Origin of the sequence: Comamonas sp. lk (assembly GCF_900564145.1) — a bacterium.
GTDB lineage: Bacteria > Pseudomonadota > Gammaproteobacteria > Burkholderiales > Burkholderiaceae_C > Comamonas.
Genome location: NZ_UOOB01000001.1, coordinates 2,200,565 through 2,223,543 on the forward strand (window position 1 = coordinate 2,200,565; position 22,979 = coordinate 2,223,543).

General features: G+C 60.3%; 21 protein-coding genes. 14 read left to right on the plus strand and 7 right to left on the minus strand.

Translation table 11 applies throughout. From position 1 onward, the window contains the following. Positions 1-22 precede the first annotated feature (22 nt). The 4 genes from EAO39_RS10135 to fabI form a co-directional block, all read right to left on the minus strand. Entirely contained in the window at positions 23-541 is a 519-nt protein-coding gene (locus EAO39_RS10135; RefSeq protein ID WP_120970911.1) for a superoxide dismutase family protein, read from the minus strand. Positions 542-644: 103 nt separating this feature from the next. Continuing rightward, positions 645-1,490 (minus strand): ZIP family metal transporter, encoded by an 846-nt coding sequence (locus tag EAO39_RS10140; RefSeq protein ID WP_162989636.1) that lies wholly within the window; start codon positions 1,488-1,490, stop codon positions 645-647. A 216-nt stretch (positions 1,491-1,706) separates the two neighbouring features. Then, a complete protein-coding gene (locus EAO39_RS10145; RefSeq protein ID WP_205589367.1) occupies positions 1,707-2,294 on the minus strand; it encodes a hypothetical protein in 588 nt (195 codons plus the stop codon). 315 nt (positions 2,295-2,609) lie between these two features. Beyond that, positions 2,610-3,410: an enoyl-ACP reductase FabI gene (fabI, locus tag EAO39_RS10150; protein WP_120967274.1), complete on the minus strand. Its 801-nt coding sequence runs from the start codon at positions 3,408-3,410 to the stop codon at positions 2,610-2,612. A 122-nt stretch (positions 3,411-3,532) separates the two neighbouring features. Here fabI and EAO39_RS10155 point away from each other — a divergent pair, with 122 nt between their 5' ends. From EAO39_RS10155 to EAO39_RS22520, 5 genes are all read left to right on the plus strand, one after another. Then, a complete protein-coding gene (locus EAO39_RS10155) occupies positions 3,533-5,365 on the plus strand; it encodes an extracellular solute-binding protein (protein WP_205589368.1) in 1,833 nt (610 codons plus the stop codon). A gap of 107 nt (positions 5,366-5,472) precedes the next feature. Next, positions 5,473-6,501, plus strand: a complete 1,029-nt coding sequence (locus EAO39_RS10160; protein WP_120967275.1) for an ABC transporter permease subunit — start codon at positions 5,473-5,475, stop codon at positions 6,499-6,501. Positions 6,502-6,504: 3 nt separating this feature from the next. Beyond that, positions 6,505-7,632 (plus strand): ABC transporter permease, encoded by a 1,128-nt coding sequence (locus EAO39_RS10165; RefSeq protein ID WP_120967276.1) that lies wholly within the window; start codon positions 6,505-6,507, stop codon positions 7,630-7,632. Next, positions 7,629-9,263: a dipeptide ABC transporter ATP-binding protein gene (locus EAO39_RS10170; protein WP_120967277.1), complete on the plus strand. Its 1,635-nt coding sequence runs from the start codon at positions 7,629-7,631 to the stop codon at positions 9,261-9,263. The genes EAO39_RS10165 and EAO39_RS10170 overlap by 4 nt, the downstream gene beginning before the upstream one ends. Positions 9,264-9,485: 222 nt before the next feature. Next, the gene (locus tag EAO39_RS22520) at positions 9,486-9,647 is read left to right on the plus strand and encodes a hypothetical protein (RefSeq protein ID WP_162989521.1); all 162 of its coding nucleotides are present in this window, start codon (positions 9,486-9,488) and stop codon (positions 9,645-9,647) included. A 93-nt stretch (positions 9,648-9,740) separates the two neighbouring features. Here EAO39_RS22520 and EAO39_RS10175 read toward each other — a convergent pair whose 3' ends face one another. Both EAO39_RS10175 and EAO39_RS10180 read right to left on the minus strand, forming a co-directional pair. Next, positions 9,741-10,070 (minus strand): chaperone modulator CbpM, encoded by a 330-nt coding sequence (locus tag EAO39_RS10175; RefSeq protein ID WP_120967278.1) that lies wholly within the window; start codon positions 10,068-10,070, stop codon positions 9,741-9,743. Beyond that, entirely contained in the window at positions 10,067-11,062 is a 996-nt protein-coding gene (locus tag EAO39_RS10180; RefSeq protein ID WP_120970915.1) for a J domain-containing protein, read from the minus strand. Before EAO39_RS10180 ends, EAO39_RS10175 begins: the two co-directional genes overlap by 4 nt. A gap of 281 nt (positions 11,063-11,343) precedes the next feature. Here EAO39_RS10180 and EAO39_RS10185 point away from each other — a divergent pair, with 281 nt between their 5' ends. The 7 genes from EAO39_RS10185 to typA all read left to right on the plus strand — a co-directional run bounded on the left by EAO39_RS10185 (position 11,344) and on the right by typA (position 20,136). Then, entirely contained in the window at positions 11,344-11,724 is a 381-nt protein-coding gene (locus EAO39_RS10185; RefSeq protein ID WP_240466947.1) for a thioredoxin family protein, read from the plus strand. A 177-nt stretch (positions 11,725-11,901) separates the two neighbouring features. Continuing rightward, positions 11,902-12,480, plus strand: a complete 579-nt coding sequence (rimP, locus tag EAO39_RS10190; protein ID WP_120967280.1) for a ribosome maturation factor RimP — start codon at positions 11,902-11,904, stop codon at positions 12,478-12,480. An 83-nt stretch (positions 12,481-12,563) separates the two neighbouring features. Continuing rightward, positions 12,564-14,051 carry a transcription termination factor NusA gene (nusA, locus tag EAO39_RS10195; RefSeq protein ID WP_120967281.1) on the plus strand — a complete coding sequence of 496 codons (1,488 nt, stop codon included), beginning with the start codon at positions 12,564-12,566 and terminating at the stop codon, positions 14,049-14,051. Positions 14,052-14,074: 23 nt separating this feature from the next. Then, positions 14,075-16,924: a translation initiation factor IF-2 gene (gene infB / locus EAO39_RS10200; protein ID WP_120967282.1), complete on the plus strand. Its 2,850-nt coding sequence runs from the start codon at positions 14,075-14,077 to the stop codon at positions 16,922-16,924. Positions 16,925-16,939: 15 nt separating this feature from the next. Then, positions 16,940-17,317 (plus strand): 30S ribosome-binding factor RbfA, encoded by a 378-nt coding sequence (gene rbfA, locus EAO39_RS10205; protein WP_120967283.1) that lies wholly within the window; start codon positions 16,940-16,942, stop codon positions 17,315-17,317. 4 nt (positions 17,318-17,321) lie between these two features. Further along, positions 17,322-18,284 (plus strand): tRNA pseudouridine(55) synthase TruB, encoded by a 963-nt coding sequence (gene truB, locus EAO39_RS10210; protein WP_120967284.1) that lies wholly within the window; start codon positions 17,322-17,324, stop codon positions 18,282-18,284. Between the two features lie 25 nt (positions 18,285-18,309). Then, positions 18,310-20,136 (plus strand): translational GTPase TypA, encoded by a 1,827-nt coding sequence (gene typA, locus EAO39_RS10215; protein ID WP_120967285.1) that lies wholly within the window; start codon positions 18,310-18,312, stop codon positions 20,134-20,136. A 160-nt stretch (positions 20,137-20,296) separates the two neighbouring features. Here the strand turns inward: typA and EAO39_RS10220 are convergent, their stop codons facing one another. Then, on the minus strand, positions 20,297-20,602 hold the full coding sequence (locus tag EAO39_RS10220; protein WP_120970918.1) for a c-type cytochrome: 306 nt from the start codon (positions 20,600-20,602) through the stop codon (positions 20,297-20,299). 109 nt (positions 20,603-20,711) lie between these two features. On the opposite strand from EAO39_RS10220, the gene EAO39_RS10225 reads away from it, so the two are divergent. Together EAO39_RS10225 and ilvD are read left to right on the plus strand one after the other, a co-directional pair. Continuing rightward, complete coding sequence (locus tag EAO39_RS10225; RefSeq protein WP_120967286.1) at positions 20,712-20,951, plus strand: TIGR04438 family Trp-rich protein; 240 nt, start codon at positions 20,712-20,714, stop codon at positions 20,949-20,951. Between the two features lie 158 nt (positions 20,952-21,109). Next, positions 21,110-22,969 (plus strand): dihydroxy-acid dehydratase, encoded by a 1,860-nt coding sequence (gene ilvD, locus EAO39_RS10230; protein WP_120967287.1) that lies wholly within the window; start codon positions 21,110-21,112, stop codon positions 22,967-22,969. Positions 22,970-22,979 lie beyond the last annotated feature (10 nt).

A 22,979-nucleotide genomic window follows, 5' to 3' on the forward strand; every position in this document is an offset into this window, starting at 1 on the left:
TCGCCTGTCCTACCTGTGGCGATCAGTTGCCCGTGATGACGGCGCAGCCAATGCGCGCACCGGAGTTGCCTGTGGGCTGGGTCACAAAGTCGTCAGCCTGGGCATGGACGATGACCGCGCGCCCGATGATATTGCCCTGGCCTTCCAACAGGCTGATGTCTGGCGACTCCACGTTCACGGTGGCAACTCCGTTGGCATCGGCCATCAAGCTGGGCAGATCGCCCATATGGTGCTGCGGGCCATCGTATTTGCCATGGTTGTTGCCCAGCGGGTTGAAGTGGCCGCCGGCGGCATTGCCGTTTTCCGCGCAATCGCCTTTTTCGTGAATGTGAAAGCCGTGCTCGGAATTGGGCTTGAGGCCGTAAATCACGGCGCTGACCGTCACTTTCTGCTCGGCCTGGGTGAATTTCACATCGCCGCGAACCTTGCTGCCGGAGATGGCCTGTAGCTTGGCAATGGCCTGTGGCGGCTTGGGCTGGGGCGTACCGCAGGCTACCAGTGCGGCGCTGGCAAGGCCTAGAAGCAGGAAACGGTAGGGCATGGTCATCCTCTTTCTCTGGTTGGAAGGAACAGGAAATGCATTTCTCCGTGAACCATAGCGGCTGTGCTGCCGCCCGCTTGTAAGGCGATGGCGGACTTGGGCTTCAGCCCAGGGCGGTGTCCAGCACCATCATCAGTACAAAGCCCAGCATCAGGCCACCGGTGGCCCAGGTCTCATGCCCCTGGCGATGCGACTCGGGAATGATTTCATGGCTGATGACGAACAGCATGGCGCCAGCCGCAAAGCCCAGGCCCCAGGGCAGCAAGTGGGCCGAGCCGCTGACAATGCTGGCGCCCAGCACGGCGCCAATGGGCTCGATCAGCCCGCTGGCCATGCCCAGCAGCACGGCAAAACGGCGGCTGTAGCCCGCAGCCAGCAAGGCCACGGCCACCACCAGGCCCTCGGGCACATCCTGTATGGCAATGCCTGTGGCCAGTGCATTGGCGCGCAGGCCATCGTTGCCTGCATAGCCCACGCCAATGGCCAGGCCTTCGGGAAGGTTGTGCAACGCAATCGCAAAGACGAAAAGCCAGGTGCGTTGCAGCTTGTGGGCCATGGCTCCATCCAGGCCTTCGCGGCCCTTGATGAAATGCTCATGCGGCAGCAGCCTGTCCATCAGCATCAAGGCTGCTGCGCCCAGTAAGATGGCGCAGCCTATGACGCCGCCGGCCGCCCAGCCGCTGCCGCCAAACAGGGCTTGCTCGCGCGCCGAGGCCAGGCCGGGCAGGATCAGGGAGAAAGCACAGGCGGCCAGCATGACGCCGGCACCAAAGCCGAAGAGGCTGTCCTGCGTTCTGGCCGACATGCGCTGGGACAACATTACCGGCACCGTGCCCAGTGCCGTGGCCAGCGCAGCCGCCGAGCCGCCCGCCAGCGCCTGCAGCAGCACAGGATGATTCTGGGCGTAGCCCCAAAACTGGCGGCACAGCGCCCAAGCGCCCAGCATCATGATGGCCAGGCCTATCCACAATCGAATGCTGGCCTTCAGACTGGGAGGGCGTGCTGAAGCACAGCGGCCCGCAGGGGCAGCGCTCTCGCCGGGGTTCACCGCCGGTTCTTGGGCCGTGTTGTCAGAGGTGTATTCAGCAGAGGAGGCAGAGTTCATGGGCGGGTGATCTCAGAGTAGGCAAGCAGGACCGCTTGGGGGCGCAGCAAACATGGGCCGTTAGTGCAGCGAAATCGGTGTGAAATCGGTGAACTCGACGTTTGACCTGCTTGATTCCTTGCGCAGTGCATCGCAATCTCGGCCGCTGCGGGCTGTGCAGCGGCAAACTGCGGCATCGCTTTCGCGTACCGAGGCTTGCAAAGCCGCTTCCACCTCCGCCGAGTGGCCGTGCTGGCGCTGCCAGTGAAGCAGGGCGACATGGGTGTCGCGCAGATGACGCCACAGGGCTTGCTGGACCGCGATGCAGGGAGAGTCCGGCTGTATCAGGCTGAGCAAGCCCATATGCGCATCGCACAGATAGTTGGCGGCCAGTGCCAACTGCTGGCGCTTGGTCAGCAAGTGGGCAATATGGTGGTGGCTGGCCACCCAGGCATCCAGACAGCGGTCGGGGTGGGTTTGCAATATGGGGCAGCACAGCAGGCGACGTATCAGCTGCAAGGCCTGCGATTGGATCAGCAGCGCGTACTCGATCTTGTCGGCGATCGCCAACTGCCTAGCGCGTTGCGCAAGATATTCCCAGGCGCGCAGGCTGGCCGATTCCTGAGGCATGGGCGAGAGGGAGTCTGTAATTGCAGGTGCTGTTTGCATCTCAAGCTTCTTTCAGATGGATAGGCAGTGGTGAAAACAATCCATTCATTAATGAGAATTATTCGCATTTAAGATTAACCACGCAAGTCGACATGGCATGTGCATGAGCCGGGGTTGAATGCTTGTGGGTCGGCTTGGGCTGTCGGGCTGGCTCGTGGCGAGCTGAATACGCTTGAGGCCGCGCAAATAAAAACAGCCCCGCAGGCTTTGCAAGCTGCGGGGCTGTGGGGGCCGGGGCTGCCGGAATGGACCGGTGGCGCTTGGCCTTGGGGCTGGATCGCTAAAGAGCGATGGTCTGTTTGATGGGCGAGTCTTTTAGACCTGATCGGCAGACAGGCCGGCTGTTTGGCTGAAGCCGCCGTCCACATAGGTGATCTCGGCCGTCACGCCGGAGGCCAGGTCGGACAGCAGAAAGGCTGCGACATTGCCCACGTCTTCAATCGTCACGTTGCGGCGCAGAGGCGATGCATCGGCCACGCGGCCCAGCAGCTTGCCGAAGTCCTTGATGCCGGAGGCGGCCAGGGTCTTGATGGGGCCGGCGGAGATGCCGTTGGCGCGGATGGCGCGGCCGTCGGCCGTGCGGCCCACGGCTTCTGCCAGGTAGCGCACGGAAGCTTCCAGCGAGGCCTTGGCCAGACCCATGGTGTTGTAGTTGGGGATGGAACGCAGCGCGCCCAGGTAGGACAGCGTCAGCAGCGAGGACTTGTCGTTCAGGTAAGGCATGGCTGCCTTGGCCATAGCGGGGAAGCTGTAGGCGCTGATGTCGTGGGCAATCTTGAAGGATTCGCGCGACAGACCGTCGAGGAAATTGCCGGCAATCGCTTCGCGGGGAGCAAAGCCGATGGAGTGCACAAAACCGTCGAATTTGCCCCAGGTCTGGCCCAGATCAGCAAACAGCTTCTCGATCTGTTCATCGCTGCCCACGTCGCAGTCAAACACCAGCTTGGAGTCGAAGTCGGCTGCAAATTCGGTGATACGGTCTTTGAAACGCTCGCCCACATAGCTGAAAGCCAGCTCGGCGCCTTGCTGGTGGCAGGCCTTGGCAATGCCGTAGGCAATGGAACGGTTGGACAGCACGCCCGTGATCAGCAGTTTCTTACCGGCGAGAAAACCCATTGTTGTTCTCCAAAAAAGATGAGTGGAATTCGGCGTCGCCCGGCGCTGGCAACTGGTGGCAGCCCTGGCAATCGTCGCGGCTTGCAGTGCACGCAAACCTTTGTGTGGTGCAGAATTGTCGCATGCGCCATTGGATGATTTGTTCGCTGCTGCTTGCCAGCACCTCGCTCAGTGCTCCTGCCAGAGCCGATCACGCCTATGCCCTGTGGGGCAAACCGCTGTATCCGCAGGGCTTTAGCCACCTTTCCTATGTCAATCCGCAGGCGCCCAAGGGCGGCGAGCTGAGGCTGGTCAGCAATCTGCGCTACTCCACCTTTGACAAATACAACCCGTTCACCTTGAAGGGCTCGCCCCCGGCCTATCTGTCGGAGATGCTGTTCGAGACCTTGCTCACGCTCAGCCTGGATGAAAAAGCCACCGGCTATGGTTTGCTGGCCGAGGATGTGTCCGTGGCGCCCGACGGGCTTTCGGCCACCTTCAAGCTGCGCAAGCAGGCGCGCTTTCATACCGGCAAGCCCGTGCAAGCCCAGGATGTCAAGCACAGCTTTGAAACGCTCAACAGCAAATATGTGGCTCCCGCCTATCAAAGCCTGTTGATCGAGGTGGCCGGTTGTGACGTGCTGGATGATCGCACGGTGCGTTTTCGCTTCAAAAAGCCCAACCGCGATTTGCCTCTGATCGTGGGGGCGATCCCGGTTTTCAGCCGCGAATGGGGTATGGAGCAGGGCAAACCCAAGCCTTTTGATCAGGTGGTGATGGATACCCCGATTGGCAGCGGCCCCTACAAGATAGGCCCGGTCAAGTTCGGCAAGGACATCACCTATGTGCGCGACCCCCTGTACTGGGGCAATGCCTTGCCGGTACGGGTGGGCACCGCCAACTTCGAGCGCATCACGGTCAATATCTACAAGGACAACACGGCCAGACTGGAGGCGCTCAAGGCCGGTGAGTTCGATCTGATGCGCTTCAACAGCGCCGGAGACTGGGCGCGGCGCCTCTATGGCAAGCGCTTTGACTCGGGCGAGCTGAAAAAAGGCGTGTTCGAGACTCAGCTGCCCTCGGGCTTTCAAAGTTACTTTCTCAATGTGCGCCGGCCCATGCTGCAAGACCAGCGGGTGCGGGAGGCCCTGGGCCTGGCCATGGACTACGAGTGGATGAACCGCCAGATGTTCTACGGCGCCTACCGGCGCGTGCGCGGGCTGTTCGGCAACACCGATTGCGAAACCCGTGGCGAGCCCAGTGCGGCCGAACTGGCCTTGCTGGAGCCCTTCAAGTCCGGCTTGCCCGAAGGCACTCTGGGTCCCATGACCGAGCCACCTCGAACCGATGGCGACTCCAGTCTGCGCGCCAATCTGCGGCGTGCCCAGCAACTGCTGCGCGAAGCGGGCTGGACCGTAAAAGACGGCACGCTGCGCAATTCCCAGGGGCAGGCCATGGTGCTCGAGTACCTCGATAGCAGCGAAGGCAGCGTGCGGGTGCTCAGCCCCTGGATGCGCAATCTGGAAAAACTGGGCATCACGCTCAAGCTGCGCGTGGTGGACTATGCGCTATACCAGCAGCGGGCCGACAAGTACGACTACGACATCATTTCTTTGAACGTGCCCGGCACCCACAACCCGGGTCAGGAGTATGCCGACCTGTTTGGCAGTGCCGCCGTGGATCAGGAGGGTGCATCCAATTACGTGGGGCTCAAGAGCCCGGCTGTGGATGCCATGATTGCCGCCATGGCGTCTGCCAAGACCCAGGAGCAGTTGCTGCCGGCCTGCCATGCGCTGGAGCGCATCATCGTTCACGGCCACTATCTGATTCCGCAGTGGTACTCCACCACGCACCGCATGGTGTATGACGACTGGCGGCTGGCGCGGCCGGTGCAGACCCCGGCGTATTCGACCGGCGAGCTGTGGGCCATCTTCACCTGGTGGGCCAGACAGCCGCCGGGCCCGCCCGCCAAGTGAGAGACGCCGCATGTGCTTGAAAAGCGCCGCCTGCCGCAGCGTGCCCGGCTGGCGTATTCGCTGGCATGATGGTGCTGGCTTTTTGTCTGTGACTGCTTTCTGAACCTATGTTTGCCTACATCCTCAAACGCCTGCTGCTCATGATTCCCACTTTGCTGGGCGTGCTGCTTATGACGTTTGTGGTGGTGCAGTTCGTGCCGGGCGGCCCGGTGGAGCAGTACCTGGCCGAGGCCAAGGCTGGTCCCGGTCGCGGCGCAGAAGGCGGGGGCATGGCCTACCGTGGTGCGCAGGGAGTGGACCCCAAGCGCATAGAGCAGATCAAGGCGCTGTACGGCTTTGACAAACCTGCGCATGAGCGTTTCTTTCAGATGCTGGGCCAGTTTGCCCGCTTTGATCTGGGGCGCAGCTTTTTTCAGAACAAGGAAGTGTGGGTGCTGATCAAGGAAAAGCTACCCGTCTCGGCCAGTCTGGGGTTGTGGACGTTTTTCCTCAGCTATCTGGTGGCCGTGCCGCTGGGCATTGCCAAGGCCGTGCGCGCCGGTTCGCGCTTCGATCTGCTGACCACGCTGCTGATCCTGGTGGGCTATGCCATACCCGGCTTTGTGCTGGGCGTGGCGCTGCTGGTGATTTTTGGCGGCCAGCTGCAGTGGTTTCCGCTCAGAGGGCTGACGTCGACGAATTGGGAAGAACTGGGCTGGGTGGCCCGCATCACCGACTACCTCTGGCACATCACCCTGCCGGTGATTGCCATGGTGGCCGGCAGTTTTGCCGTCACCGCCATTCTGACCAAGAACTCCTTTTTGGAAGAAATTCGCAAGCAGTACGTGCTGACGGCCCGGGCCAAGGGCTTGTCCGAGCGGCAGGTGCTCTACAAGCATGTGCTGCGCAATGCGCTGATTCCCATCGTCACGGGCTTTCCTGCGGCCTTCATTGGCGCCTTCTTTGCCGGTTCGCTGCTGATAGAGACTCTGTTTTCCCTCGACGGTCTGGGCCTGCTCAGCTATGAGAGCGTGATTCGCCGGGACTACCCCGTGGTGCTGGGCACCTTGTTCCTGTTCACCCTGATCGGTTTGGTGACCAAGCTGGTCAGCGACCTTTGCTATGTCTGGGTTGATCCGCGCGTGAAATTTGATTAAAAAATGGCTCAAACGCAAGTGCAGACTGCGCAAGCAGCTATCAAAACAGAGTCGGAGCCACCGGTGGCACCTGCCGTGCCGGCTTCGGTATCTCCGGGCAGGCGGGCCTGGCAGCGCTTCAAGCGCAACCGCCTGGGTTTTGTCTCGCTGCTGTTGTTTTGCGTGATGGTGGTGTTCAGCCTGGGGGCGGAGCTGATCAGCAACGACAGGCCGCTGGCCGTGCGTTATGAGGGGCAGATGTACTGGCCGCTGTGGCAGGACTATCCCGAAAAAACCTTTGGCGGCGACTTCGACACGCCTACCGACTATCTAGACCCCTTTATTCGCGACAAGCTCACTGCGGGCAGCAACTGGGCCTTGTTCACGCTCAACCCTTATGGGCCCAATACGTTGAACTACTTTGCCGAGCAGCCCAATCCGGCAGCGCCGTCCCGCGCCAACTGGCTGGGAACCGACGACCGGGGGCGTGATCTGCTGGCGCAGCTGATTTACGGTTTTCGGGTCAGCGTGCTGTTTGCGCTGGCGCTGACGGTGATTGGCGTGGCGCTGGGCGTGATCACCGGCGCCATTCAAGGTTTTTTCGGCGGCAAGACGGATCTGATCTTTCAGCGCTTCATTGAAATCTGGGGCTCCATGCCCGAGCTGTACCTGCTCATCATCTTCAGCGCCGTGTTTGCGCCCAGTGTTTCCCTGCTGCTGGTGCTGCTGTCGCTGTTTGGCTGGATGGGCCTGTCCGACTATGTGCGGGCCGAATTTCTGCGCAACCGCCAGCTCGACTACGTCAAATCGGCTCGGGCCCTGGGCGTGGGCAACGGGCAGATCATCTGGCGCCATATCCTGCCCAACAGCATGACGCCCGTGGTCACTTTCTTGCCGTTTCGCATGAGTGCCGCCATTCTGGCGCTGACTTCGCTGGATTTTCTGGGCCTGGGGGTTCCGCCGGGCACGCCCAGCCTGGGCGAGCTGCTCTCGCAAGGCAAGAACAATATCGATGCCTGGTGGATTTCGCTGACCACGTTTGCCGTGCTGGTCGTCACCCTGTTGCTGCTGACCTTCATGGGCGATGCGCTGCGCGATGCGCTGGACCCGCGCAAGGCGGCGCAAACACCTGCAGCCAAGGAGGGCGCATGAGCATGACAGAGAGCCAACCCTTGCTGTCCGTGCGCAATCTGCAGCTGGCCTTTGCCGGCAAGCCCGTGGTGCGCGATGTGAGTTTCGAGATCGGCGCCGGCGAGAAGCTGGCGCTGGTGGGGGAGTCTGGATCGGGCAAGACGATTACCGCGCTGGCGCTGCTGCGCCTGGTGGGTGACGCTCAATTGCAAGGCCAAGCCTTGTTTGACGGGCGCGATCTGCTCACATTGTCGGAGCGTCAGATGCGGGCCGTGCGCGGTGGCGACATCGCCATGACTTTTCAGGAGCCCATGACGGCGCTCAACCCGCTGATGACAGTGGGGGCGCAGATTGCCGAAGTGCTGCAACTCAAGCAGGCGCTGAGCCCGGCGCAGGCCTGGACGCAGGCGGTGGAGCTGCTGGCCACTACCGGCATTCCCGAGCCGGCGCGCCGCGCCGCCGCCTATGCCCACCAGCTCAGCGGCGGCCAGCGTCAGCGCGCCATGATTGCCATGGCCCTGGCCAGTCGGCCCAAGCTCTTGCTGGCCGACGAGCCCACCACGGCGCTGGATGTCACGCTACGCGGCCAGATTCTGGATCTGCTGGGCGATCTGCAGCGCCAGACGGGTATGGCTGTGCTGATCATCACCCACGACCTGAACCTGGTACGCCGCTTTGCCGACCGGGTGGCGGTGATGGAGCGCGGTCTGCTGGTGGAGCAGGGGCCTGTGGCCGAGGTCATGCAGCAGCCCCGCCATGCCTATACCCGCAAGTTGCTGGCCAGCCGTCCCCGGCGTGATGTGCTGGAGGGCCCGGTGGCGGAAGGTACCCAGCCGGTGTTGCAAGGCCAGGGCCTGCGGGTGAGCTATCCCACGCCGCTGCCCGGCATCAAAGGCTGGTTCAAGCAAGGCGAGTTTGTGGCGCTCCAAGCTGCCGATGTCCGCATCCTACCCGGTCGCACCCTGGGGGTGGTGGGGGAGTCGGGCTCGGGCAAGTCCACGCTGGCCCAGGCGGTTCTGGGCCTGCTGCCTTTTGGCGGCAGCCTGCAGATTGCAGGCCAGCAGTGGCAGCAGCCGGCCATGCGTAACCTGCCGCATAACCGGGCACTGAGGCGGGTGGTGCAAGTGGTGTTTCAGGACCCGTTTTCCTCGCTGTCGCCGCGTATGACGGTGGAGCAGATCGTGGCCGAAGGGCTGTTGGTGCATGCGCCAGAGCTCAGCGATGCCCAGCGCCAGACCCGGGTCGTTGCCGTGCTGGAGGCCGTTGGGCTGACGGAGGTGCAGTTTCCTGGCCTGCTGGCGCGCTACCCGCATGAATTCTCGGGTGGGCAGCGGCAGCGCCTGGCCATTGCCCGCGCGCTGATTGTGGAGCCCGATCTACTGGTGCTTGACGAGCCGACCAGTGCGCTGGACGTGACCATTCAGCAGCAGGTGCTGAGCTTGCTGCAGCGCTTGCAAAAAGAGCGCAGTCTGGCCTATCTGCTGATCACCCATGATGTGGACGTGATCCGCGCTATGGCCCACGAGGTGATGGTGATGAAAGATGGGCAGGTGCTGGAAAGCGGCAGCGTGCAACAGGTGCTGAGCGCACCGCAAAACAGCTACACCCGCAAGCTGGTCGAAGCGGTCGGCGTGCTGGAGCAGACGCTTTAAGCCTGGAAACAGTCAAAACTGATAGCTGCCAGTGCATGAATTTTATCCAATCAACCATGATTTCCTTGCTTTCTTGAAGGGGGATAAGCGCTTTAAGCTCTGTTTTTGATGGGTTTTCTGGGTTTTTTCAAGAACCCCCATGCAAAAGTCCGAGTTTCTTCGGCGCGAATTCTCTGGCTGTGGCCTAATTGAAGTTTTTCAACCTACCCTTGAGAATCAGACATGGGCAATAAGATCGTTACCGAAGCAGACCGCAAGGCCACTCCCCGTCCTCAGACTCCTAACGGCGTGACTCTGCCTACTCCCGGCCGTGGCAACCGCAACAGCCTGGAGCGTGGTTCGCACACTCGCAGCAAGAAGAACCCTGGCAAGCGCCACGGTTAATCAGCAGTCGCGCCAGCGTTGGCTGGTGTTGCCGCAGATTGATAAAAGCCCTCGATGCCATGCGTCGAGGGCTTTTGTTTTTTAGGCCTGGATCTAGCGCTGCAAGGCCTTGAGCTGGCGGCGCAGCTGTTGGACTTCCTCTATCAGGTCGGTGGTCAGGGCTGCCAGTTGGGGGTCGGCATCAAAGCTGTGCTCCAGATGGGCCACGCGCCGGGCCCGCACCAGGGTCTGGGCGCTGAAGCGCCACTGCTCGGCCCCGGAGTTTGATGCCGTGCTGCCGTCATGCGTCAGCACGCCAGTCTGCACATGCTCTATCACCCATTCGGGGCTGGTGCTGCAATGGCGGGCCAGATCCTGCAGGCTCAGGGCCGCCTGGTCCAGCAGCTCGGCGGCTTCATAAAAAGGGTAGGGTGCGGTGCTCATCGTGATGCTCCTTGGCCTTGCTGGCGAGCGTCAAAACCGGGGAATGCCTGGGCAAATGCCCGGTAGGCCGCGCGCTGGGCATCGGTTTCGGCTGCGGGAATGGCAATGTCCAGAACCAGATACAGGTCGCCGGGCGTGGAGGCCGGCAGGCCCTTGCCCTTGACGCGTAGCTTGCGTCCGGCGCGGTAGCCTGCAGGCACGTTCACTTCCAGCTCGCCGGCAATGGTCTTGACTTGCACCGGTCCGCCCAGGGCAGCTTCCCAGGGGGCGAGGGCGACATGCTGGTACACATCCTTGCCCTCGGCCCACCAGCGCGGGTCGCTGACGAAATGCACTTCCAGCAAGATGTCGCCCGCGGGGCCCTTGCCCAGGCCGGCACCGCCCTGGCCGGCCAGCCGAATCATCTGCCCTTCACGCACGCCCTTGGGAATGGTGACCTGCAGTTCCTTGTCCTTGTAGATGGGCTGGCCGTACTCGTCGATGGCGGTGGTGCGCAGGTGCAGCGAGCGAACCGCGCCTTGGTAGCTGTCCTGCAACTCCAGTTCGATGCTGGCGTGCTGATCCTGGCCACGCACATCGGGCGTGGATTGCTCAAAGTCGCCCCGGCTGCCGGTGCGGCTGCGTCTGGCGCGGGCACCCTGGCCGAACATCTGCGAGAAAAACTCGCTGTAGTCGGCGTCATTGCCGGGGGTGCTGCTATGAAACTGGAAGTCGTGCTGATCCCAGTCAGGTGGTGGCTGAAAACCTCCGCTGCCGCCTTGTGCACCGGCGTAACGCGGCGCGTCGGCCATGCTGTCATAGGCGGCGCGTTTTTCAGAGTCCGAGAGCACGGTATTGGCCTCGTTGAGTTCGGCCATGCGCTGGGCCGCATTCTTTTCCTTGCTGATATCCGGGTGGTATTTGCGGGCCAGTTTGCGAAAGGCCTTTTTGATGTCGTCAGCGCTGGCGTGCTTGTCCACGCCCAGTATCTGGTAGTAGTCCTTGTGATCCATGGATCCATCCATTGTTGAGTCCGTCGGAAAGAAAAGGCCGCAGGCGGCGCTCATGCCGCAGTGCAGCACGCTAAACACGCTATGGAAAGCATAGTTCGCCATGCCTGGCGGGACAAGAGCCAAAGCAGGCGTTGCCAGAGCTCTTGCCGGCAGATATGGAAAAAGTGGGTCGTCCTCTTGTGTATTCAATAGTCGTTACCATCTCAATGAGAGCAGCGCGATGTGCTGCAACTATCCAGACAGATGCGCCGGGCGGCATGCCGGGCTTGCCAATGACACAAATGCAAAACGATTCAAACGCACAGGGCTGGCAGGTGGTCTGCCTGTGTGCCGACTGGTGCGGTACCTGCAAGCAGTACCGCCAGCCTTTTGAAGCGCTGGCGGCCCAGTTTCCGCAGATGCGCTTTGTCTGGGTGGATGTGGAGGAGCGTGAAGATGTGACCGGGGATCTGGACATCGAAACCTTTCCCTCGGTTCTGGTCGCCGACGATGCAAATCAAGCCCGTTTCCTGGGGCCGGTGCTGCCGCAAATTCAGGTGCTTGCGCGCATGCTGCAGTCCTTGCCCAATGATCCGGCGGCCCGGGCTGCCAACGCTCTGGAAGCCCAGCAATTGCTGCACAGGCTGCTGGCGGCCAGAGACCTGGACGAAGTCTTGCGTTGAGCCCTGTTTTGTGCAAAGCGTTTTTGCGAAAACAACGGTTTGCGGCTACAATCGCTGCTTCACGACCAAACGGGCGAGTAACTACCGCCCGTTTTTTTTGGGCAATTCCCTGGTGAATAGCTTGCAACAGCAGCTATTTAGGGATTGGTGGACATTTCGGGACTGAACTGATTACACGTGGCACTACAGCAAATCGTTGAACAAACCGTGACCGGTCTGGGCTATGACCTGGTTGAAATAGAACGCACTGCGGGCGGCCTATTGCGCATCACAATTGATTTGCCTTGGCAGGCACCGGTCGAAGGTGCGCCTGTGCTGCCCGAGCAGTTCGTGACCGTGGAAGATTGCGAGAAGGTGACGCGTCAGCTGCAGTTTGCGCTGGAGGTCGACGGCATCGAGTACGCACGCCTGGAGATTTCCTCTCCGGGTATCGACCGCTTGCTGCGTCACGAACAGGATTTCATCCGTTTTAACGGTGCTTTGATTGATTTGACCCTGAAGGAGCCCATTGGTGGCGCTGCAGGTGGTCAGGTCAATGCCAATCGTAAAAAATTTCGCGGAACACTGGAACGTACGGATGAAGGTGGCTGGCAAATCGTCTGGAGTGACGAGCCGCCCGTCAAGCCGGGCGTACGCGTCAGCAAGAAGCGCGAGCCTGCTCCGTTGCAGGCTCTGGGGTTTACGCTGGATGAGTTGAGAGACGCTCGTCTGGCCCCCATTGTGAATTTCAAAGGGCGCGCGGCCAAGCCTGTTTAAGGCTGGCTTGGGTGTCGAGTCGTTGGGACAAAGAGGCCGTCAATGTAATCCTCTTTGTGAGATTGAAATAGGAGAGTCGTCGCATGAATCGCGAACTGTTGATGTTGGTTGAAGCCATTTCGCGCGAAAAGAACGTGGAGCGCGATGTGGTGTTCGGTGCCGTGGAGTCCGCTCTGGCCCAGGCTACCAAGAAACTGTACCAAGGTGAAGTAGACATCCGTGTGGCCATTGATCGCGACGGCGGTGACTACGATACTTTCCGTCGTTGGCTCGTCGTGCCCGATGATGCCGGTCTGCAAAACCCGGAAGCCGAAGAAATGCTGATGGATGCGGAAGACCGCATGCCCGGTATTCAGGTCGGCGAGTACATCGAAGAGCAGATCGAATCGCTGCCCATTGGCCGTATTGGTGCCATGGCAGCCAAGCAAGTCATCTTGCAGAAGATTCGTGACGCCGAGCGCGAAATGCTGCTCAACGAGTTCCTGGATCGCGGCGACAAAATCTTCACCGGTACCGTCAAGCGCATGGACAAGGGCGACATCATTGTCGAATCCGGTCGTGTTGAAGGCCGTCTGCGTCGTGGCGAGATGATCCCCAAGGAAAATCTGCGCAGCGGCGACCGTGTGCGCGCCATGATCATGGAAGTGGATGCCACCTTGCGCGGCGCCCCCATCATCCTGTCGCGTTCGGCCCCTGAATTCATGGTCGAGCTCTTCCGAAACGAAGTGCCCGAAATTGAACAAGGCCTGCTGGAAATCAAGAGCTGCGCACGTGATGCCGGCTCCCGCGCCAAGATTGCCGTGATCTCTCACGACAAGCGCGTTGATCCCATCGGCACCTGCGTCGGCGTGCGTGGCACCCGCGTCAATGCCGTGACCAACGAGCTCGCCGGCGAGCGCGTGGACATCGTGCTGTGGTCTGAAGATCCCGCACAGTTCGTGATCGGTGCTCTGGCTCCTGCCAATGTCTCTTCCATCGTGGTGGACGAGGAAAAGCATGCCATGGACGTGGTAGTGGACGAGGAGAACCTGGCTATCGCGATTGGTCGTGGTGGTCAGAACGTGCGCCTGGCTTCCGAGCTGACTGGCTGGAAAATTAATATCATGGACGCCGTTGAGTCGGCGCAAAAGCAGGAAGACGAGTCCGTAGTGGCCCGTACCCTGTTCATGGAAAAGCTGGATGTGGACGAAGATATCGCCAACATCCTGATCGACGAAGGTTTCGAGACCCTGGAAGAAGTGGCCTATGTCCCTCTGCAGGAAATGCTCGAAATCGAATCGTTCGATGAAGAGACGGTGAACGAACTCCGCAGCCGTGCCAAGGATGCATTGCTGTCGCAGGAAATCGCTCGCGAGGAAAATGTGAGCAAGGCCTCTGAAGATCTGGTGGCACTGGACGGCATCACGCCCGAAATAGTGAACAAGCTGGCTACTTCAGGTGTGCTCACCCGTGATGATCTTGCCGATCTGGCCATTGACGAGTTGACCGATATCACCGGTCAGACCGCAGATGAAGCCAAGGCATTGATCATGAAGGCGCGCGAGCACTGGTTCACCGATGGGCAAGAGTAAGGTCAGGGAGGTACAGAGCATATATGTCGAGTAATACGGTTGCCGAGTTTGCGAAAGAGCTCAACAAGACCCCTGAAACCTTGCTGCAACAGCTCAAGGCGGCAGGGCTGGAAATAGCCAGTGCAGGTGATGCACTGACTGAAGGCGACAAGCAACGCTTGCTCAGCCATCTGCAGGCCAGCCACGGAAGTGGCGCCAAGAAAATTACATTGACCAAGAAATCCACCAGCGAAATCAAGCAGGCGGATGCGACTGGCCGCGCACGAACCATCCAGGTGGAAGTGCGCAAGAAGCGTACCTTTGTCAAGCGGGAAGACACACCCGCAGAAGCCCAGGCCAATGCTGAAAGCATGGCCAAGGCAGTGCAGGAACGTGCCGCTGCTCAAGAGCTGGTACGTCGTGAAGAAGTTGCTCGCCATGAGGTAGAGCATTTGCGCCATCAGGAAGTGGAATTGGCCAAAGAACGTCAAGAGCGCGAAGAGCGCGAGCGCCGTGAGCGCGAAGCTGAAGAGCGTGCAGCTGCCTACGCAGCTGCAGAAGTAGCCAAGGTTGCTGAAGCCAAGGCTGCAAAGGAAGAAGTCAAGCGTGAGCATGCTGCTGGTGCAGCTGCTCGTGCTGCTGCACAAGCCGAGGCTCGCGCCAAGGCTGAGGCGGAGTCCAAGGCGAAGGCCGAGGAAGAAGCCGGTCGTGCCAAGGACCTCGATGACCGCCGCCGCAAGGCATTGGCTGAAGCTGAAGCGATCCGCGCCATGATGGCCGCACCCAAAAAGGTGCTGGTTGCCAAGAAGCCGGAAGAGCCCAAGAAGGTTGCACCTGCTGCAACCACGGCGGACGCCAAGAAGAATGCACCCAAGACCGGCGCTGCCGGTGCAGGTGCTAATTCTGGCAACGCCGGGGCACGCAACGCCAATGCTGGTGGCAAGGAAGTCAAGTCGGCCAAGCTCTCCTCGAGCTGGTCCAACGACGCCAACGGCAAGAAAAAGGAAATCAAGACCCGTGGCGACAGCTCCGGTGGCGTGGGTTCCCGTTCTAACTGGCGTGGTGGCTCCAAGGGCGGCCGTCGTGGCGGCCGTGGCGACGATCAGCAACACCAGCAGCACGCACCAGCCGAGTTCCGCTCCATTGAGGTGCACGTGCCCGAAACCATCACCGTGGCCGAACTGGCCCACAAGATGGCGATCAAGGCATCGGAAGTCATCAAGGTACTGATGAAGATGGGCCAGATGGTCACCATCAATCAGCCGTTGGACCAAGACACCGCCATGATCGTGGTGGAAGAAATGGGCCACGTGGCCAAGGTTGCCGCACTGGACGACCTGGAAGCCTTCACGGACGACGAAGTTTCTCAGTCGGAAGCCGAAGCTCTGCCTCGCGCTCCTGTGGTGACCGTCATGGGTCACGTGGACCACGGCAAGACCTCGCTGCTGGACTACATCCGTCGCACCAAGGTGGCGTCGGGCGAAGCGGGTGGTATTACCCAGCACATCGGTGCCTACCATGTGACTACGCCTCGCGGCATCGTTACCTTCCTGGACACTCCCGGTCACGAGGCCTTCACGGCCATGCGTGCTCGCGGTGCACAGGCAACCGATATCGTGATTCTGGTGGTTGCTGCCGACGACGGCGTGATGCCTCAGACCAAGGAAGCCATCAAGCACGCCAAGGCGGCTGGTGTTCCCATGGTGGTGGCCATCACCAAGTCGGACAAGCCCGATGCCAACGCAGACCGCGTCAAGCAAGAGCTGGTGACCGAGCAGGTGTTGCCTGAAGAGTACGGTGGCGATTCGCCTTTCGTGTCCGTGTCTTCCAAGACCGGCATGGGCATCGACGAGCTGCTCGAGCAAGTGCTGCTGCAAGCCGAAGTGCTGGAACTCAAGGCCCCGGTGGAAGCCGCTGCCAAGGGTATCGTGATCGAAGCCCAGCTGGACAAGGGTCGCGGTACCGTGGCTACGGTGCTGGTGCAGTCCGGTACGCTGAAGGTTGGCGATGTGGTGCTGGCTGGCCAGACCTATGGCCGCGTGCGTGCCATGCTGGATGAAGACGGCAAGCAGACCAAGTCGGCTGGTCCTTCGATTCCAGTGGAAATCCAGGGTCTGAGCGAAGTGCCACAGGCTGGTGATGACTTCATGGTGCTGGCTGACGAACGCCGTGCCCGTGAAATCGCAACCTACCGTGCAGGCAAGTTCCGTCACACCAAGCTGGCCAAGCAACAAGCGGCCAAGCTGGAAAACATGTTCGCCGAAATGAGTGCTGGCGATGTGCAGACACTGCCCATCATCATCAAGGCCGACATGCAGGGTTCGCAAGAAGCACTGGGCGGCTCGCTGCTCAAGCTCTCGACCGACGAGATCAAGGTGCAACTGGTGTACTCCGGCGTGGGTGGTATCAGCGAATCCGACATCAACCTGGCGATCGCCTCCAAGGCCATCGTGATCGGTTTCAACGTGCGTGCAGACGCCCAGGCCCGTAAGACGGCCGAAGGCAATGGCGTGGACGTTCGCTACTACAACATCATTTACGACGCCGTAGATGAAGTGAAGGCTGCGATGTCCGGCATGCTGGCCCCCGAGAAGCGCGAAGAGATCATCGGTATGGCCGAGATCCGCACGGTGTTCGTGGCAACCAAGATCGGTACGATTGCGGGTTCCTACATCACTCAAGGTCATGTCACCCGTGGTGCACATTTCCGTCTGCTGCGCGACAACGTGGTCATCTACTCGGGCGAAATCGAATCGCTGCGCCGTCTGAAGGACGACGTCAAGGAAGTCAAGGAAGGCTTCGAGTGCGGTATCAAGCTCAAGAACTACAGCGACATTCGTGAGAACGATATGCTCGAAGTGTTCGAGATCAAGGAAATCGCCCGCACCTTGTGAGCGCTGTAATTTCTAATGGCTACTCGTAAGAAATCTGCTGCGCCTAACCGCAGCTTCAAAGTCTCCGACCAGATCCAGCGTGATCTGTCGGAGCTGATCGCCCGCGAGTTGAAGGACCCGCGTGTTGGCATGGTCACGCTGCAAAGCGTGGAGGTAACTCCTGACTATGCCCACGCCAAGGTGTTCTTCAGCTTGCTGGTAGGTGATCCTGAACAAACCCAAATGGCGCTCAACCAGGCTGCAGGCTTTCTGCGCAACGGCCTGTTCAAGCGCCTGCACATTCACACCGTGCCCACACTGCATTTCATCTACGACCGCACCACCGAGCGTGCTGCCGATATGAATGCCTTGATTGCCAAGGCAGTGGCGTCGCGCGGACCTGAAGAAGGCTAAGCACATGAACGCCCCTCGCACCCGGGTGCAGCGGCGCCCTGTGCATGGGGTGTTGCTGCTCGACAAACCGCTGGGATGGTCCAGCAATGATATTTTGCAGAAGGTCAAGTGGCTGCTGCGCGCCGAAAAGGCCGGGCATACCGGCACGCTTGACCCGCTGGCCAGTGGCGTGCTGCCGCTGTGCTTTGGCGCTGCAACCAAATTCAGTCAGCTCCAGCTGGAAGCTGAAAAAACATACGAAGCCATTGCCCGACTGGGCCAGACCACGACTACGGCCGATGCCGAAGGTGATGTGGTGCGCGAGCGTGCTGTCGATCTGGCAGCTATCACGCCGGAGCGTCTGGCAGCTGTCCAGGCGCAGTTCACGGGGGATATTCAGCAAGTGCCCCCCATGCACAGTGCGCTCAAGAAAGACGGCAAGGCTTTATACGAATACGCCCGCGCAGGCGTAGAGGTTGAGCGTCCCGCACGCAATGTCACGATCCATGCACTGGAACTGACGCTGACGCAGGATGATCAAGCGTATCCAGCTATCAAGATGAGAGTGTCCTGCAGCAAGGGGACCTACATCCGTACGCTGGGTGAAGACGTGGGTGAGGCGCTGGGTTTCGGCGCACACCTGCGTTTTTTGCGCCGTGTGGAAACCGGTGGCATTGATGTCTCGCGCTGCGTGACATTGCAGGCGCTGGAAGCCATGAGTGAAGAGGACCGTCTGGCGCAGGTATTGCCTGCGCAGGCGCTGCTGCATCGCCATGCAGTTGTCACTTTGTCCGAAGAGGATGCGAGACGATTTTTGTCAGGCATGCGTCGCAGAGGGACTTGGCCTGACGCCAAGGCTGTGGCCGTGTATGGTGAGCGTCCGCAAGCCCTTTTGGGGGTCGGCCGTGTGGAGCAAGGGGAGCTGATTCCCGAGCGCCTGCTCAGTCCGCTCGAAATTCAACAGATTTTGGAAGGCACGCCGCAATAACGAATTGCGGCAATGGGAAAACATTATGAGCAAACAAATCCGCAATATTGCGATCATTGCGCACGTTGACCATGGTAAGACCACCATGGTTGACCAGCTGCTGCGCCAGTCGGGTACCTTCGCTGAACACGAAAAAGTCGTGGACACCGTGATGGACAACCACGCCATCGAACGCGAGCGTGGCATCACCATCCTGGCCAAGAACTGCGCCGTGAGCTGGCAAGGTACGCACATCAACATTCTCGACACGCCCGGTCACGCGGACTTCGGCGGTGAAGTGGAACGTGCTCTGTCCATGGTTGACGGTGTGGTGCTGCTGATCGACGCGCAAGAAGGTCCTATGCCTCAGACGCGTTTCGTGACCAAGAAGGCTCTTGCCCTGGGTCTGCGCCCCATCGTGGTGGTCAACAAGGTGGACAAGCCTGGTGCCAACCCCGACAAGGTGGTGAACGCCGCTTTTGACCTGTTCGACAAGCTGGGTGCCACCGACGAGCAGTTGGACTTCCCCGTGGTGTACGCCTCGGGCATCAACGGCTGGTCTTCCAAGGAAGAAGGCGAGCCAGGTGCCAAGTGGGGTGAGGACATGTCCGCCCTGTTCAACACCATTCTCGAGCACGTGCCTGCGGTGCAAGGTGACGCTTCTGCACCTCTGCAGCTGCAGATCTCCGCTCTGGACTACTCCACCTTCGTGGGCCGTATCGGCGTGGGCCGCATCACCCAGGGTACTCTGAAGCCCGGTCAGCAAGTGGCTGTCATGGCTGGTCCCGACGGTAAGGCTTACAACGGCAAGATCAACCAGGTTCACACCTTCCAGGGTATCGATCGCGTGCAAGCCACCGAAGCCGGTCCTTCGGAAATCGTGCTGGTCAGCGGTATTGAAAACATCGGTATCGGCGAAACAGTGACTGACATTGCCAATCCCCAGCCTCTGCCGATGCTGAAGATTGACGAGCCCACACTGACCATGAACTTCTGCGTGAACACCTCGCCTCTGGCCGGTCGTGAAGGCAAGTTTGTGACCAGCCGTCAGATCTGGGACCGCCTGCAAAAGGAACTGCGTTCCAACGTGGCTCTGCGCGTCAAGGAAACCGATGAAGACGGTATCTTTGAAGTGATGGGTCGTGGCGAACTGCACCTGACCATCTTGCTGGAAGAAATGCGCCGCGAAGGCTATGAGCTGGCCGTTTCCAAGCCCCGCGTGGTGATGCGCATGATTGACGGTGTCAAGCACGAGCCTATCGAGCTGGTGACTGTCGACATCGAAGAAGGCCATCAAGGCGGCGTGATGCAAGCCCTGGGCGAGCGCAAGGGCGAGCTGGTGAACATGGAACCCGATGGCCGCGGTCGCGTCCGTCTGGAATACCGTATCCCCGCCCGTGGTCTGATCGGTTTCACCAATGAATTCCTGAACCTGACACGTGGTTCCGGTCTGATCGCCAACATCTTCGACAGCTACGAACCCCATAAGGGTGACATCGGTGGCCGTAAGAACGGCGTGCTGATTTCCATGGACGACGGTGAAATCTTCACTTACGCCCTGGGCAAGCTGGACGACCGCGGCCGCATGTTCGTCAAGGCCAACGATCCCGTGTACGAAGGCATGATCATCGGTATCCACAGCCGCGACAACGACCTGGTGGTGAACGCCACGCGTACCAAGCAGCTGACCAACTTCCGCGTCAGCGGCAAGGAAGACGCGATCAAGATCACGCCTCCTATCGAGTTGTCGCTGGAATACGGCGTGGAATTCATCGAAGACGACGAGCTGCTGGAAATCACCCCCACCAGCCTGCGCGTGCGCAAGCGCCACCTGAAGGAACACGACCGCAAGCGTGCTTCCCGCGATTCCTGATCTGCGCTTTGACGCCGGTCAGATCCATAAAAAAGGCCCCCAGGGGCCTTTTTTATTGCCTGGACGGGGTACTTGCTCCATGGCGAAATCTGATGGCAGATGCAAAAAAGCCGCACGGCGTATACCGTGCGGCTTTGTTTTGCTATGCAAACAGTAGTAATTACTTCTGCGTCAGAATCCAGGTCACCAGCTTCTTGGCGTCGGCGTCGTTCACTTGGGCGTTTGCAGGCATGGGCACGGGGCCCCAGACGCCGCTGCCGCCCTTGATCACCTTGGCAGCCAGCTTGTCGACAGCGTCTTTTTGACCGGCATACTTGGCAGCCACGTCCTTGAAGGAAGGGCCGACCAGTTTTTTATCAACTGCGTGGCAGGCCATGCAGTTCTTGGACTGAGCCAAAGCCTGGTCAGCCATGGCAGGAGCCACCGCCGCTGCGGACAGGGCGAAGGCGATCAGTGTTTGCTTCATCATGAGGTAATCCTGGGTGCAGTTGTTAAAGTTCGATTACATCGTCATTGTAGTGGCGGTATTGTGTATGTACTGATGTAGGCACTGTTGAGAAAAGTGAGGAGGGTGTATGTATTTGTTAGGTCTGGCGATTCTGTTGTCTTTGCTCAAGGTGGCAGAAATCGGCCCGGTGGCTGCCTGGAGCTGGTGGGTCATCCTGGGCGTTTATGGCGCTGCAGCGGCCTGGTGGGCCTGGGCCGATGCCAGCGGCTACACCAAGCGCAAGGCCATGGACAAGATGGATCAGCGCAAGAAGGAGCGCATTGAGCGCCAGAAGAAGGAGCTGGCGCCCGGTTCGCGCCGGCGCTGAGAGCGCGCATCCACACCTGGGGTTCTTGGAATACGATGGCTGGCGAAACTGTTTAAGACAGTTTGTCTGCCGCGTAAACCAATGCATGCACCTATGCGGGAAGCAGTGGGACATAATTGGCTGTTCATTCCACGATAACGTCTGACCAAGTTAACCCCATGCCCGCATATCGTTCCAAAACTTCCACTGGCGGCCGCAACATGGCCGGTGCGCGCGCCCTGTGGCGTGCCACTGGCATGAAAGATGGCGACTTCGAAAAGCCCATCATCGCCATTGCCAACTCCTTCACGCAATTCGTGCCCGGCCACGTGCACCTGAAGGACCTGGGCCAGCTGGTGGCACGCGAGATCGAAAAGGCGGGTGGTGTTGCCAAGGAATTCAACACCATCGCCGTTGACGATGGCATTGCCATGGGCCATGACGGCATGCTGTATTCGCTGCCCAGCCGCGATCTGATCGCCGACTCGGTGGAATACATGGTCAATGCGCATTGCGCCGATGCACTGGTGTGCATCTCCAACTGCGACAAGATCACCCCCGGCATGCTGATGGCCGCTATGCGCCTGAACATTCCGGTGATCTTCGTTTCCGGCGGTCCCATGGAAGCGGGCAAGACCAAGCTGGCCAATCCCGATACCAAGGTGATCGAATTCAAGAAGCTCGATCTGGTGGATGCCATGGTGATTGCGGCAGATGACCGCTACTCGGATGAAGAGGTCGCGCAGGTCGAGCGTTCGGCCTGCCCCACTTGCGGTTCCTGCTCGGGCATGTTCACTGCCAACTCCATGAACTGCCTGACCGAGGCACTGGGTCTGTCCCTGCCCGGCAACGGCACCGTGGTGGCCACACACGCTGACCGCGAAGAGCTGTTCCTGCGCGCCGGTCGTCGCATCGTCGAGCTGGCCCGCCAGCACTACGAGCAGGACGATTACAGCGTGTTGCCACGCTCCGTGGGTTTCAAAGCGTTTGAGAACTGCATCACGCTGGATATCGCCATGGGCGGCTCCACCAACACCATCCTGCATCTGCTGGCCATTGCCAAGGAAGCCGAAATCGACTTCACCATGGCCGACATCGACCGCCTCTCGCGCGTTGTGCCCCAGCTGTGCAAGGTCGCGCCCAATACGCCCAAGTACCACATCGAAGACGTGCACCGCGCAGGCGGCATCATGGCTATCCTGGGCGAGCTGGCCCGCGCCGGCAAGCTGCACACCGATGTGCCCACCGTGCACGCCAAGACCATGGCCGATGCGCTGGCCCAGTGGGATATCACCGTCACGCAAGATGAAGCCGTTCGTCACTTCTACATGGCAGGCCCCGCTGGTATTCCCACGCAGGTTGCCTTCAGCCAGAACACCCGCTGGCCCAGCCTGGATCTGGATCGTGCCGAAGGCTGTATCCGCAGCTATGAGCACGCCTTCAGCAAAGAAGGCGGCTTGGCCGTGCTGCGCGGCAACATTGCGCTGGACGGTTGCGTAGTGAAGTCCGCCGGTGTGGATGAATCTATTCTGGTGTTCGAAGGCCCAGCCCACGTGGTTGAGTCCCAGGACGAAGCCGTGGCCAATATTCTGGCCGACAAGGTCAAGGCAGGTGATGTGGTCATCGTGCGCTATGAAGGCCCCAAGGGCGGCCCCGGCATGCAGGAAATGCTCTACCCTACCAGCTACATCAAATCCAAGGGTCTGGGCAAGGCCTGCGCGTTGCTGACGGATGGCCGCTTCTCAGGCGGCACATCTGGGCTGTCGATTGGCCACTGCTCTCCCGAAGCGGCCGCTGGCGGTGCGATTGGTCTGGTGCAGAACGGCGACATCATCCGTATCGACATTCCCAATCGCACCATCAACATGCTGGTCAGCGACGAAGAGTTGGCGGCACGCCGCGAAGTGCAGAACGCCAAGGGCTGGAAGCCTGTGGAGGCCCGTCCTCGCAAGATCTCCGCAGCGCTCAAGGCCTATGCCATGCTGGTGACCAGTGCCGATACCGGTGCCGTGCGCGATCTGTCGCTGCTGGACGACTGAGGTTTCTGTA